Origin of the sequence: Bradyrhizobium sp. 138 (genome assembly GCF_023074075.1) — a bacterium.
Taxonomy (GTDB): domain Bacteria; phylum Pseudomonadota; class Alphaproteobacteria; order Rhizobiales; family Xanthobacteraceae; genus Bradyrhizobium.
Map to the genome: position 1 here is coordinate 38,298 of NZ_JADPKT010000015.1, position 13,918 is coordinate 52,215.

Below are 13,918 nucleotides of genomic sequence, written 5' to 3' on the forward strand. Positions count from 1 at the left end.
ATCTATTCAGTGAGTTTGAGGAAGCGACCGGATTGCGAATCCACGGTCACGCAGTGCTGGAATGAGCTGGGCGAGCGCCGTCACAGTCTGGTCGCGCCGACCAGAGTAAGGGCAGCGTTCCAACTCGTCGGGAGGGCACCCGTCGTGCAGGAGCACGATTGCCCCCGGCCGGACCGAGGCCAGCACCGCGGCAACAATTGCCTCGCCGCCAGGACGAGACCAGTCTTGCGGGTCGACTGACCAGTGCAGGGCTACCAGTTCGGCCTTCGCCGAAGCAGCGAGGGCCTCCTTGGTCCATATCCCATACGGCGCACGCATGTGCCGCACAGAGGCTCGGGGGCAGGCCATTCCGATGACCTTGTTCGTCGTGAGGATCTCGTATTCCACCTCATCCGGCATGCATTTGGATAAATCCGGGTGCGTCATTGTGTGGTTTGCGATTTCGTGCCCTTCTGCAATGATGCGCTGGATGAGCTCCGGCTGACCTGCTGCATATCCACCGATCACGCAGAAGGTGGCGGGGGCCCGATGCTGCGCCAGCACATCTAGGATAGCCGGCGTGCAATGCGGGTTGGGCCCATCATCAAATGTCAGATAGACGCAGTGCTCTCCGCCGGGGTCGGCGTAGTCGCTCCGCGCTTTAGTTTCGTCGTCTGCGAACGTCACAGTTCTGGCCCGTTTCGTTCAATCATCTCACCGGCCGGCCATTCGCTCATTGGCCTCGCGATCGGCAGAACGAGGACGACCACGTCCTCCACGCGCGTCGGAGGCACAGTGAGATAGATATCCGGACGAGTGGACCGGACACGGAGCCCTGGCAAAACAGTCGCCAATCCCTGTCGCCCGAGCAGCCTGGTAATATGTTTCTGCAGGGCGGATCGGACCGTGCCAAAGCCGAACGGCACGCCAAGATCTCGCAATACGGGATACATCACGCGGATGGAATGGCTGATGCCGAGCCCCTCGAGATCCGGGCGTACCCCGTACAATCCGAGTTCAGCCACAAGCAGATCGACCTCACCAACTTTTATGAAGCGGCGCAGTGCGCCGATATGAATCGCGACGCCACGATCATCGTAGCCGATTGCCCGAATCTCAGGCCTTGCGCCGGCCCAGCTTCGATGATCTTCAAAGGGCTTTGCATTGAATGCCCCGGTCGGACCATAGGTCTTCCGGAAGAAGTCGGACAATTCAATATGGTCAGCAAGTTGAAGCTCATTCTCCCAGCACAGCCTCCAACGAACTGGATGGCGCGCCGAAACACCTCGTGTGGATCCGGGCGCGATCATTTTCATAGAGAGTAATTCCTATTCATTATCTGGCTCCTGACGCAGGCCAGCAGTTCGCTACGCTCGAAAGGCTTGCTCAAGAACTGGACTCCAGCTTGCAGGACTCGCCTCATGTCGTCTTCGGAGTTGTCTGTGAGCAGAACGGTGGGAATCGCGCCTCCGGATGCAGCCAGATGATGGAAAAGCTCAAAGCCACTCATCACGCTCGACTGCATGTCCGCGATCAAGCACGACGTGATCAAACGGCGGCCCGATTTCAAGAATTCGTCTGCGCTCTCGAAGGGTTCGGGTACGTAACCCGCAGAAAACACCATATCTGTCAGAGCTTCACGCACTGACCGATCTGCATTCACAATGGATACGACGTCGAGCGTGTGCGCAACTCGCATCAGATTCGCCAAGGACGCCTTCGCCTGCATGTTCCGCACGATTTCTCCGCAGCAAGGACGTAATCGGATGCGACCAAAACACATTTGGCACTCGCAACCGAAGGGGTTCAACTGGAGGGAAATCTACGGCCAGGTTGAGCGTTCGCTCAATTCTACGGCGGTACACGGCCGGTATAGAATGGGTTGGCGAAGCCATACGAACGTTTGCTCGTCCTATACGGCCACGCACATTTGCGGATCCCCACCGTGCTAGCTCGCCGAGATATGACTTGCGCAACACGCGCGAAACTGCGACCGCACGGTCCAGATGTCTTGATCGATCCCTGGCGCTGGGCTGAGACGCGCTAAGATTTGTAACCATTCTGATAGATCTGACATCTCGCTAAACTATCCTTTGCTATCCTCATTCGGTACAAATGGTAAAATCGATTGTATCGATCGAACACATTCATACCGTGGATCACTCAAGATTATGCGTTTCAAGGGCCTCGATCTGAATCTCCTCGTCGCGTTCGACGCCCTGGTGACGCAAGGCAATCTCACTGCGGCGGCAAGAAGCATCAACCTCAGTCAACCTGCCATGAGTGCTGCCGTCGCGCGGCTTCGCACTTACTTTCGCGATGAGCTATTCACGATGAGGGGCCGGAAGCTTGTCCCAACGCCGCGGGCTCAAGCGCTCGCAGTCCCGATTCGCGAGGCTCTCGCTCACATTCAGCTCTCCATCATTTCTCCGGACGGCTTCGCTCCGTCTCAATCGAATCGGCGATTCAGAATCATCCTGTCCGACTTCATGACTGTCGTGTTTCTTCGACGAATCGTGGACCGCGTGGCGCGGGAAGCTCCGACAATCAATTTCGAGTTGCTGCCGCCCGTAGAGGAACCCGATGAACTTCTCCGGCGCGGTGAAGTCGATTTCCTCATGTATCCGGAGATGTTCATGTCAAGTGCGCATCCCAAGGCGGCACTGTTCGAGGACACTTTCGTTTGCGTGGGCTGCCCGATGAACAAGCAGCTGGCGCCGCGACTTACGTTCGAGAAGTACATGTCGATCGGACACGTGGAAGCCCAGTTCGGGCGCTCCCTGAGGCCCTCCTTCCACGAATGGCTCTTGCTCGAGCATGGTTTCAAGGTACGCACCGAGGTCGCTGTGCAGGGTTTTGGTATGATTCCGCCTATGATATTGGGCACCAATCGTATAGCGAGTATGCCCTCAAGATTGGTCAGCCATTTCGCAAACACGATGCCCCTGCGGGTCATCGAACCTCCGCTGCGACTTCTCACATTCACCGAGGCCGTCCAATGGCCCGCCATTCACAATACTGATCCTGCAAGCATTTGGATGCGCAACATGTTCTTCCAAGAGGCATCCATGATGGTCTCTCCGTCCGAGACCAACCAATGTCACGGATCGTTCTAGGATTGTTCGGCCGTTTGCGACCTACTCTTCGTTAACCAGATCTACGCCAGGCTCGAAGCTCCGGTCCTCGCTGGTGTTCGGATTGGCGCGCTTGAGCGTAGTTTGATCGGGTCGGCGGCGCTATTGATAGTCGCGCTGGCGTGACGATCTTGCGGGTCATACAGCTCATTCGGAGGCGCTCCGCAATGACTTTCCGCTGATCCGACGGGCTGCATCGCACTGTTCTACATGAGCTGAGCTCAGAGCTCGCGAAATGATCCGGCCAGTCAGGTGAACGAGGTCGGGCCTCGGCACTAAAATCCCTTGAATCGTTCACCGCATCAGGTTGTAGACCAAGACCTGCGATCGAGGCTGCAAACGTGGGCACTGGCAGCGCACCCGCACCGCTCTTCGCCTGCCGGTGGGCATTCTCCTTGCCGTCTAATGTCCCGGCGATCGCAGCAGTAATGCCGAAGCACGCCAGTAGCTAGACGCCTCTTGGCGGGCCGCCCCACAGGGCCGATGCCGGCTCGTTCGCGTCGAACCAACTAGTTCTGCCGAACGCCAACGCTGTCCACAGTCGCCCGGAAAGCGCAACGCGAGCTGGCGTAACTCGGGAGAGCGGAACCTGCAGGTGAGAGGTCTGCGCAAGGTTGGCATGGAGGTTGGGACACGTCATCTCAACGGCGCTTGTCTTACTCTTGTTGTACTCGACCCGGCATGACGGAGCGCAACCGCAAACTCGCTGATCGCAGGATCAACCTGAATCCACCCGCCGTGAGCTCGCGGCATTGTCCCGCTGCGCGTGCTGGGGGGATGAGCCTTTATGATGAGAGGACGGCAACTATGCCAATGTCCGGCGCACGGAATGGCTCGCCGCTCCCATTCGCCAAGCCCTGCTCCACCCACAACTTTTGATCGTTTCGGGCGATATGGTCAATCCAGCCACATCGGATCGCGGGTGCAGGGTCATCCTTTCGGATCTCGCGACAGTCGTGTTATTGTCGAAAGTGTCGTGGCGCGCGGGATGCCGCCGCCGTTAGTCCCGAGTTGCGGCCCCTCTGCTGACCTCGAAGAGCTACTTCGGTGCGGTAACATGATTTGCCTATCTTACCCAAAGCATCTATGTCCAGCGCTCGCACACCAAAGCGATACTGTTCGAGGATGAAAGTGTGGACGAGCAAGCCATTACCCGCGACAGCTGGACTGTGCTCGCAACACTGATCCGGCTCACGTCTGGATATGCGAGTTATTGCTGTAGGAGTTATGGCACGTCGTTGTTTTCGCGGCCGCGCGGCGCCGGCGGCCTGTTGACCCGCTTTGAGCGCCTCCACGTCCAACGGATACCAGAGCGATCCTTCGAGGCTCGGTCCTCAATCGCAAGACGTTTCGCCAGCCGCGCGAGGCGCGCTTACGTTGAGATCCATGCCGGGAATGGTTTTGCGGCCCGCCTCTCTCATTCTACCGATGCTTTGCGTCGCAGACTTGCGCCGTTGAAGAGCAGCAATCATCTTGTGGCATTCCAAAACCCGATGTTGCCATGCGCGAACAACGCCTTCGCGCCCGCGCCGTGTCGAAAACGCTGTTAGGCGCCGATCGGGCGGCCTCGCCACGATGTGGTGGTACGACTAATCTGCGATGATTGATCAATCAACGCCCGGCTCGACATAGACATCACAGCAAGGATTCGACCGGAAGAGGACCATCTGATCGGATCAGTACTGTGCCTGGACCGCCCTTCGTCAAGCTGTGGCTCAAGAGCAAGCGGGGCTGCATGTACCTGCTTTCGCTTTCGCGTGGCGATCAGACAGCAGATGCCCACTGCTGCGGTAGCATCCAGCAGAACTTGCACAGTTTCGGTTAGGGCAGTGTTGGACAAAAGGGAAGCAAACGCCGTGTTGCACAACGGCACCACACGAACGTCCTGTCACATTCTTTCGCGCACGTCGCCGCTCCGTCTCCTTTTTGCCGCACCACAGCCAAACGGCTTCGTCACGTGCGGCGCCGGTGCGACAATCAAAGGAGCTTACTCTTGGATAAGCCGAGCGGAGTCTACGATCCGGAGGATCTCGCGAGCTTGGGAAACCTTTTTGATCGAGCAATCGCGTCTTTACCAACGTGCATGCGAACCAGCGAGAATCGCGTGGCGATCGCCAGACTTGTGATGCAACGCGCAGCGAGGGACGAATTGGCGTCGCTGGCGAACTTGATGCTTGCACTTGTCTCGGCCGCTTGATCAACAGCATGCGCTCAGTCCTCCCGGGGTTCGCAGCGAGAGACCATCATCTAGATCATTGAAATAACTTGATTCTCACGTGACGTCAGGTTGTAGGCTTGCAAATTGAGGACCATGACAAACGCCACACCACGACGGCGCCGATGGCGCATTGGAGAACTTGCAGAGGCGACCGGCGTAACGGTACGCACTCTGCATCACTACGAACATACCGGGTTGTTGACGGTCTCGGAACGTACCGATGGCGGTCACCGCATGTACGATCGTGAAAGCCTACAACGCGTCTCTCAGATTCGCGCGCTACGTGAGCTCGGCTTCTCGCTTCCTGAGATCCGCAAAGCCATCGAGGGGCGGACATCTCTCACGGACCTATTGCGCAACCATCTGGAGCGAATTGAAGTTCAAGTCGCGCGGGCGACACTATTACGGGATCGATTGCGCAATATGACGACGCAAGGTGAGACAGAAGTCAGTGTCGACGAGCTGCCGGCCACGTTAGATGCAATGTCGCGAATTGAGGAGCGTACCCCCTCGGCCATCTGCACGTGTGCCTCTAACGCTAGCCGCGAAGATCGGTGGCGGAAGATTCGGGACGAGCTGCGTAGCTGCATGGATCGGGGCGAGCCTCCATGCAGTGAGCGGGCAAATGCGGTCGCGCGTCAGGCCCGTTCGCTGCTGACTGAGATCGCAGGAGTTGACTCGACTGTCTCGATGATACTTAAGGTGCTGACGCGATTGACCGAACCACACAATCTCGCCGGCTGGGATGCGAGCCTCATGCGATACCTGGATCTCGCTCTCGCCGCGCTGGAGGACCAGCTGGGAAAGAGTTGACGCACGCGGTTGCCCGCGACTCGGTTACTGCAATGTCTCTAAACGCCAATGAAGTGATGCTGATCCTTGTCTGACTGAGGATCGTTGGCCCGTAGCAATTCGCCTGCGAATCTGCGTTGTCGGCACTCTTTGGGGTTCTTCGCTCTGTGGATTTTGGCAATCGCCCTCGACGAGCACCCTTCGAAGTACTTGATTCGCACGTAGCGTCACATTGTACCTTCTAAACGTATCGACGCAGCGGCGGGGCGACCGACAGAGCGTCGGCTAGGCCGACGGAGACTCCAATGATCAGCATCACTTTCGGAAATTCCCGGTGAGAGCGCCGGCGACTGCGCAAATGGCACGCTCTTTACCTTTATGCCGGACTCGACGACGAATGCTGCAGGGGCAGCCGCTGTCGCCAAGCTCTAGGGTACGAGCCTATCTGCCGCGGTTGCACGCTCTAGATGCCGCAGTTCAAGCATGGGCAGGCGCGGTCAAACGGACGGGCACCTTCGAAGCCACACGGGTCGCTGCGGTCCCTACTTCGGGCTCAATCGACACGGCCATTGCCACGGTTCGATTCGACTTCAAGGGAGACAATGCCGCTTCTGGGGTCATCGTTTACCGCTGGCGCGACAATACCGTCGAAGCGGTCGCGCAGACCTGACCGCCCGCACCAACACCGCACGGAGCGTTCGAATGATGAACCATCCTCGACATAGCGATTACGCGCTGCTCACGTGCGTCGCAGTCGCCGCAGTCGCAGCATTTCTCGCCCTCGCGGCAATGCTATCAAAGCTGTCGTGCACGCCCGAACGGCCGCCCGAAGAGTACGTTCCCATTCGCCTGGTGCCACTAGAGTGAGCATCATTTCCACATTCGTAAGGCCGACGAACATCGGTGACTTCTTCCAGCTAGTGAAACTGATGCGCACCTCGCTCTCGGGAGTGAGCTGCCAGGACCTCTTTAGAAGGAACGTAGCTTGTGGCAAGATGTCAGTCGTGCGCAGTCTGTCTGCGGATTACGCGAGTTCAAGCCAAGCGTTAGCAGCGCTGTTCGGCCGAGTGGACGTGGCGTTGCCTCCCCTCGTGAAACAGGTATTCGCTGGAATAACGCCGCGCGCCGCCTGATCCGTGCTGATCGCTGCCGGACTTTGAGACGGGCTCTGATCCGGTGCGGCGCTTAGATCTGAGCCCGCCTATGGCACCCCACCCCTCACATTCATGCACGCCTTGCGCTTCCCGGCTCCGAACACAGCGCGCGCATCACGTAGGCTCGATGAAGGCCGTCAACTGCTCTCGCCGACAAAAGGGAGAACACCAAATTGGATGCAAAACTGCAAACTATGCTTTCCTCGCTCTCGCCGGTGGCCCGCGAATTGGATGCTCTGCCGTCCGGGCGACCCACCCTGGATAATACTTGCGTGAAACTGAACACGAATGAGAACCCATTTCCTTTGCCAGCCATCGTGATGCGAAGCGCAATTGCAGCTCTTGAGGTGCAATACCGCTATCCAGAAGACGATAATGTCAGCTTGAGGCAAGCGGCCGCAGCGGCTTATGGGGTTGCCACTGATCGCGTGATGGCTGGCAATGGATCGTCTGAACTCCTCAGCCTCATTTACAGAGCCTTTCTTGCCCCGGGCGACGGCATCGCAATGATGTCGCCCGGCTTCTCATTCAATCGCAAGCTTGCCATGTTGCAAGGGGCCCGGTTCATTGAAATTCCCTGGTCTGAACCCGACTGCTTGCCGATGGACGAGCTGCTTTTCGGTCAGGCTAAAGATGCCAAGTTCATTCTGCTGGCCAATCCGAACAATCCGACCGGAAGCTTTGTTCCGCTCGCTGAGATCGAGCGCCTTGTTATACGATCTGACCGATTGATCGTATTGGACGAAGCTTATGTCGATTTCGCACCTGAGGACGGCCTACGCCTCGTTGAGCGCCATTCGAATCTTCTGGTCCTGCGCACGTTTTCCAAGAGTTATTCCGCCGCTGGCATTCGCGTCGGCTTCGGTTTCGGCCATCCCGAGCTGATTGGGCGGCTTCGCAACATCCAGAATGTTTTCAACATGAATGTGGTCGCTCATGCCGTAGGCATGAGCGTCCTTGCGCATCGCGACGCCTACGAGGAGAACCATCGCCACGTAAGGCTTGAACGTCAGCGCGTAGCGGCCGCCCTCTCGGAATTTGGGTTCTCCGTAACGCCTTCCCACGCGAACTTCCTTCTCGCCCGTGTGCCGGTACGCCAGGGTGGCAGATGGTGGCAGGCGGCATTGCAAGACCAGAGCATCCTCGTTGCCTTCTTTCCGGATGCCGGCCTGCAAGAGTGCATTCGGGTTAGCATCGGTACAACGCGCCAGATGGATGCGTTTCTTGCGGCTGTCGGCAGCATTCTTAAGAAAGTGGGATGCCGTGGCTAGTGACCCCTTCCACTCAGGTCACAGATGCCCGTTCGTCATCGATCCGGACCAACACATGATGCAGCTTCGCGACGCAGCCGGAGTCAATTTTGTCCGATCGGCGCATTGCGAGCTATTGAGAACGGCTTCGCAGCATATGCACCGCAGTGCCAGCGAGCACCTCTTGCACCCCAAAACCCGGCGGAGTCCGGTCCTCTCTATAGGAGATAACTGAGTGAGAAACGTTCTTCCCTCAAACCTGACCTGCGGCATCTTTGATCATCTTGACGAGGACGGCCCCGATATCGCCCGGCAATACGCGGACCGCCTCGCGCTGGCGGAGGCCTACGACCGGCTAGGTTTCTATGCCTATCATCTGGCGGAGCATCATTGCACCCCCCATGGACGCAGTCCGTCGCCGAACTTGTTTCTGTCAAGCGTCATACAACGCACACGGCGACTTCGCGTTGGTCCATTGGTCATGCTGCTCAACCTCTACCACCCGTTGCGGGCATTCGAGGAGATCTGCATGTTGGATCACCTGAGCAGCGGCAGGGTCGAGGTCGGTCTTGGTCGCGGCTCCCTACCAATCGAACTGAGTTATTTTGGGGTTGGGGCCGATGTTGCCTCAAGCCGTTACGAGGAAGCTTCCCAAATCTTCGTTAACGCGATGAATGGCGGCCCGCTCTCGTACGAAGGGCAACATTTCGCGCTGAGCGACGTTCCTTTGACGCTTTCACCTCACCAGCGTCCTTGTCCGCCGACATGGATTGCTACAAATCGGCCAGAGTCCGCGCATTGGGCGGCGGCGAATGGCGCTAATCTGGCGTGCATGGGGCCCTCTTCTGCCGTTCGCAAGGTAACAGATCGCTATCGCGCTCATCAAAACGTCAAGCATCACGCCAACGGTTCAGCACCATTTCTCGCGTTACTCCGCATGGTCGTAATTGCCAGCTCTGAAGCAGCTGCCCGCTCCCTCGCCGCGCCAGCCTACGAAACATGGCTCAAGAGCTTTAAGTTCCTGTACGAGCTCAATGACATCCCGCCTCCATCCAACCTGCCCCTAACCTTGGATGCCGCAATTGAGAGTGAACTGTGCGTTGTCGGAACGCGCGCTTCGGTGCGCCAAACTCTTCTCGATCATGTGGAAGAGGCAGGCGCCAACTATCTCCTTTGCCAGCTCGCCTTTGGATCTCTGTCACTGGATGCCTGCCTCAGCACAGCAACTGCGATTCACTCCGAGCTCATAGCGGCAGAGCACTGACGGTGACCCAACATCGATTCCAATAACTTCGTCCTTGACCAGGCAATAAATGGCAACACCGAGGCCCATGAGCACTGCAGCCGGATGCATTTGTCAGGCCGTTCTTATGGGTTCAAATGGCTCTTACGCGCATGAGACCCTTTCGACTACATCACCAAACACTAGGCTCAACGGCAATAAATGCCCTGCCTCCCAGTTTGCGTGCGTTGACATTGCCCGAGCAGTGGTTTGCTTGGACAGGTGAGTTGGCTCACGCTCATCCCGCTTTGGCGCGCCAGTTCGTCAATTGCATTCCACACGAATCCAAGGTTTGGCTTATCGCCCGGGCTGGCCTGTCGTGACGCGGTCCTGGCAGCGCTCCGACCAGACGGAGGAGATCGCGCGTAAGCTCGAGATCGTGCTGGCGGAGTTGGCTTCGCTGCGCATTCTGCTGGCTGCGCACGGAATTAGCACCCCTCCACCTCTGCATGAGGACTACCTCACTGTTCAGCGATTCGCAGCGATGAACCACATAAGCCCCGAAGGCGTGCTCTCTCGGATCCGCCGCGGCAAGTTGCGCGCGGAGAAGCGCGGTGGCCGCTGGTGGGTGAAATGCACGGCTTGCACAGCATAGCCGTGCAGTGGCGAGGACAGTAAGACAGACGAAATGAACCAATCCGAGATCGGGAATCCAGCACATGGAAATGATCTGCGCGTTTAAGTTGCTAGCTTTTCTGAGCTCGACCGGACAGCCGGTGGAGACTTGAGAGATCGATCGAGGTCGACGTGGCGCACGACCAACACACCATCGCCAGATCGGCAGGCTCGATCTCGATGCACCCACGCAATCACAAACCGGGGTGGGCGCCCCGAGCACCGGGATATCGGATGACCACCTTGCGTAACCGGGATCACTCATTCAATTCGGCCTCGTCAACAGAGCGATCCGAGTGAGAAAGCGGAAGAGCACGGATGCGCGGCAGAAGTCCAACCCCGATGCCGCTGCATGGTTGTGGCAAATCAGCGGCGCACACCCTCCATGTCAGTTTTGCACGTGAGCCACCGCACACTACCGGCGTCACGGCCTGGAGCACAGGAAAGATAAATGCCCTTGCTCGCAAATCGCACAGTTTGTGAGTTCCCCTGAGCATATCTTGAACGTCCGTCTCACGCCCGCTGCGGCGTAGCAGCGGACATGTATCCCAGTCATTCGCCTGTTCAGGGTCGTCTAGCGCGCCGGTGTCAAAGGGGACAGGTCTGATTTCGCTGGGACGGTCGCCAGAATCTAGAAGGAGATAGCCAATGATGTCACCAAGACTGATGTCAGTCCTCGGGTCGATGGTAGCAGTCGAGCGCATGTTTTGGAAACTTCGAGAATTGATCGATGGCGACAGCTCGATCTCACCTGAAGTTCGAGAGACGCTTCATGTAATATTAGATGCAAAGCTTCTTTCCGCAAAAGATAAGATTATGAGCGACGCGCGCGCTGCGATTGACGCAACTCCTGGTTTGCCTCCGGCGGTGCGCGATCGAGCATACAGGTCGCTCGACTTTGCAATGAAAATGTTCATGACCAGAACCGAGCCGCCCTCAGGACCTTTTAAGGAAGTCGGTATCTGCAGCGCACATCCCAAGATGCATTGATCCATGCCCCGCTCCAGCGAGCGTTTGCTCGGACACTTTGCTCTGCAGCGTTGGTTAGCCGAGCGGCTTCGATTGAGCTCCTGAGCAGCTATGAAGCTGATGGGAATGGAGCAAGCTTGGATGCGCAGCAGCCGAAATGCTGCAGGCTGTTTTTCTCGAGCATCCCGAACCAGGCTTCTCTGGCAATCTTTAATGGTCCGCTGCTTCAAGCCATATGCGCGTCCACCTCAGCTCTGTAACTTGATCATCGAAAGGACCGGCCAGGTGTGGTCATTAGGCAGCGGCGTAGGCTCGACTCTGCTCGTGGGAAGCAGCGCTTGAGTTGATCCAGCTCAAGCATCATGATTCGCGTTCCCGAGATGGCTTCGATGCCTGGCTAGGACCTTCACCGAATGGACGGTCGCATGCTGAGCCATTCTTCGGCATGTGCCTGATCAATTGACTCAAGAGGATCGGCTCACGCAATCAGTGTTGATGGATCCCTCTTGGCCCATCCACAGCACGGATACCTCGCATCAAAACAATAGATTTTACCAATAATCTCCAAATCCACATAGCTAACCGCCAGCTATCGGTGAAGACTGCGAGTCGGCCGTTCACGGATGATCGGGTCGGCGGCGGTGCATTCGCAACCGGCCCTGGACCTTGCAAGGTACATTTGTGTGATCTGAGCATGCGCGGAAGCCATTGCCGGTACGAATTCCAATCAGCGCTGGTGCACACCGCGGAGAAGACATGTCTGGCACGCGAGTTGGCGCTTGAACTGAATGCGACGGCGAGCACGATTTCAACAGCATCGACAAGGAGCACCTTTCACTCTCCCGCGGCATCTACGCCGCTTCGATGCCCGTGGCTATCTGCACTGGGCGAGAAGAGAGATCCAGAGTTATCGCACGGACTTCGACTTTCATCTCGCGCAGGATCAGCACCGCATTGACCGTGACAAATGCTACCTGCCGAGTTCGATTCCCCTGAACTCGCCTACCTAAACTGAGAGGTTTCGAAGGTGAGGCTTCCATCCTAGAACTCGATCCGCGATAGTCAGTACAGCGGATACATCATGAAACCTGACGAGCGCCTAGCCGAGGTCCTTGAGAATAGCGCGTGTTTTGATGATGAGGCAGGGAAGGTGTGGGCACAGTGCCTCTCGCCCACTGAGCGGCTGGCGTATATTCGCAAGCATCGCTCTCACTTCCGGTTTGCAGATTACGGTGAAGTGACAGCTGTTGTACGGGGTCGGCGCTTCACCGGTTGCTCATCGCAGCTCCTTCGATGGCGTCACAGGATCAGAGCAAGGGCGTTGCAAAGCGCTTTGCTCTTTTCGGTTGCGGTGTGGCTGGGCGTCGTGTGGCTAGCGGTGCGCTTCATCCGCTGAGATCAGCAACCCGCTTTTCGCCCACGCCTACGCAATCTACGTTCGCACACGAAGGAGCATAGCGGGGCAGTTGAAGATGATCCGCAACGCCGCAACCTGACGCAGGGTTCGGTTCACGCATTCCTTTCGGCCCAAATGTTGCGATGCAGCTACAGCTATTCGCGCGGATGTTGTTAAGACGCGCGAGGCTCGGGGCACTCAAGACATGAGAGTAGAAATGAAGAACTTGTTGCTTGCGACTGTAAGCATTGTGGCGCTTGGCGCGGTGGCGCCCACATTCGGCGCGGATCTGGCTGCGCAGCCCGTCCAGCCTCTCTATACCAAAGCTCCGCAGCCTGTTGCGGCTACGATCTACGACTGGAGCGGCTACTACGTCGGCATGAACGGCGGCTTGGGCGCAAGCTCGAATTGCTGGGACTTCAATGGCGGCACGCCTGAGGGCTGCCATGATGCGACCGGCGCTACTGTGGGTGGCCAGATCGGCTATCGAAGGCAGATGGGCCAGATCGTGCTTGGTGTTGAAGGCCAGGGGAACTGGGCTGATTTGACTGGCTCGAATGACAGCGTCGCGTTTGCGGATATCAACAAGACCACGATTGATGCGTTCGGCGTGGTAACGGGGCAGATCGGCTATGCCGTGGACAACGTATTATTTTACGCCAAAGCTGGTGCCGCAGTGACAAGCAATACCTATCAGATTAGCCCGACCCTCACGGGCGCGCAGCTTGGGAAGAGCGACCACATTTTTTGGGGTGGTGCATTGGGAGCTGGGATCGAGTACGGTTTCGCGCCGAACTGGTCGGTCAGCCTCGAGTACGACCACCTATTCATGCAGCCCGGAGCGGTGCACTTCCCCACGCCCGCAGGCGGAACCGATCGCATCCGCCAGGATCTCGATCTTCTGACTGCACGGCTCAACTATAAGTTCGGCGGCCCGTTTCTTCTGAAATATTGATCCGCAGTACGAACGGCGGATCGAAAGCCCCGGCCCATGGCCGGGGCTTGTTTTTTGCGAGGGCGGGTCCCAGGCGACTATGTTGTCGCAATTCAAGCCCAAAAAACTGCTCCCATATTGGACGAGTGGCAGCATCCACAACCAATCAGCTTGCGAAGATCACTGTCGCACGCG

At 57.6% G+C, this 13,918-nt stretch carries 9 protein-coding genes; 6 read left to right on the forward strand and 3 right to left on the reverse strand.

Annotated elements, in window-relative coordinates; genetic code table 11:
- Positions 1–6: 6 nt before the first annotated feature.
- From nodB to IVA79_RS08670, 3 genes are read right to left on the reverse strand one after another with little or no spacing between them, the layout of a single operon-like run.
- The gene (gene nodB, locus IVA79_RS08660; RefSeq protein ID WP_247551879.1) at positions 7–666 is read right to left on the reverse strand and encodes a chitooligosaccharide deacetylase NodB; all 660 of its coding nucleotides are present in this window, start codon (positions 664–666) and stop codon (positions 7–9) included.
- Positions 663–1,295, reverse strand: a complete 633-nt coding sequence (locus IVA79_RS08665) for a NodA family N-acyltransferase (RefSeq protein ID WP_247551881.1) — start codon at positions 1,293–1,295, stop codon at positions 663–665. The genes nodB and IVA79_RS08665 overlap by 4 nt, the downstream gene beginning before the upstream one ends.
- Positions 1,292–1,708 carry a response regulator gene (locus tag IVA79_RS08670; RefSeq protein ID WP_247551940.1) on the reverse strand — a complete coding sequence of 139 codons (417 nt, stop codon included), beginning with the start codon at positions 1,706–1,708 and terminating at the stop codon, positions 1,292–1,294. The genes IVA79_RS08665 and IVA79_RS08670 overlap by 4 nt, the downstream gene beginning before the upstream one ends.
- Before the next feature lie 442 nt (positions 1,709–2,150).
- Here IVA79_RS08670 and IVA79_RS08675 point away from each other — a divergent pair, with 442 nt between their 5' ends.
- The 6 genes from IVA79_RS08675 to IVA79_RS08700 all read left to right on the forward strand — a co-directional run bounded on the left by IVA79_RS08675 (position 2,151) and on the right by IVA79_RS08700 (position 13,744).
- Positions 2,151–3,095, forward strand: a complete 945-nt coding sequence (locus tag IVA79_RS08675; RefSeq protein ID WP_247302375.1) for a LysR family transcriptional regulator — start codon at positions 2,151–2,153, stop codon at positions 3,093–3,095.
- A gap of 2,329 nt (positions 3,096–5,424) precedes the next feature.
- Entirely contained in the window at positions 5,425–6,144 is a 720-nt protein-coding gene (locus IVA79_RS08680) for a MerR family transcriptional regulator (RefSeq protein ID WP_247333180.1), read from the forward strand.
- Positions 6,145–7,471: 1,327 nt separating this feature from the next.
- The gene (gene hisC, locus IVA79_RS08685) at positions 7,472–8,548 is read left to right on the forward strand and encodes a histidinol-phosphate transaminase (RefSeq protein ID WP_247551942.1); all 1,077 of its coding nucleotides are present in this window, start codon (positions 7,472–7,474) and stop codon (positions 8,546–8,548) included.
- Positions 8,549–8,762: 214 nt separating this feature from the next.
- Entirely contained in the window at positions 8,763–9,791 is a 1,029-nt protein-coding gene (locus IVA79_RS08690; protein ID WP_247551882.1) for an LLM class flavin-dependent oxidoreductase, read from the forward strand.
- Positions 9,792–11,072: 1,281 nt separating this feature from the next.
- Complete coding sequence (locus tag IVA79_RS08695) at positions 11,073–11,414, forward strand: hypothetical protein (RefSeq protein WP_247551884.1); 342 nt, start codon at positions 11,073–11,075, stop codon at positions 11,412–11,414.
- Positions 11,415–13,006: 1,592 nt separating this feature from the next.
- Positions 13,007–13,744, forward strand: a complete 738-nt coding sequence (locus IVA79_RS08700; protein WP_247551886.1) for an outer membrane beta-barrel protein — start codon at positions 13,007–13,009, stop codon at positions 13,742–13,744.
- The last annotated feature ends 174 nt before the right edge of the window (positions 13,745–13,918 follow it).